Source organism: Lacinutrix cladophorae (assembly GCF_053604645.1).
This window is the reverse complement of the sequence record NZ_JBSHNR010000004.1, coordinates 1-405: the sequence shown is the minus strand read 5'-3', so window position 1 is coordinate 405 and position 405 is coordinate 1. Positions and strand designations below refer to the sequence as shown.

The 405-nt window shown below is 41.7% G+C and carries 1 protein-coding gene; it reads right to left on the bottom strand.

All coding sequences use genetic code 11. The features are described 5' to 3' along the window. The coding region (locus ACVC3Y_RS00020; RefSeq protein WP_452225700.1) for an SdrD B-like domain-containing protein at window positions 1-405 on the bottom strand (405 nt) is incomplete at both ends.

The following is a 405-nucleotide window of genomic DNA, read 5'->3' as shown; positions in this document are numbered from 1 at the left end:
ACATCTATTTCTGCATCTCCTACTGGAATGTCTGTTGCTGTCCATGAGCCATCCGTTCCTGTTGTTACTGTTGTTTCGTTTCCGTTAACATCAGTAATTACAACTTCTACTCCTTCTATTCCTTCTTCCCCTGGATCTTGTACTCCATCACCGTTAAGATCTTCGAATACAACTCCTGTTAAATCTCCAACTACTGGTGCATAACCATCATCGGTTGTTGCTGTTTCAACTCCTTCAAATACGGTTACTGTTTCTGGATCTGAGGTTCCTGTTGTTAAAGTATCTGTAATATCTGCTGGTAATGTAGTCTCATCTACATCTACTTCTGCATCTCCTACTGGAATGTCTGTTGCTGTCCATGAGCCATCCGTTCCTGTTGTTACTGTTGTTTCGTCTCCGTTAACA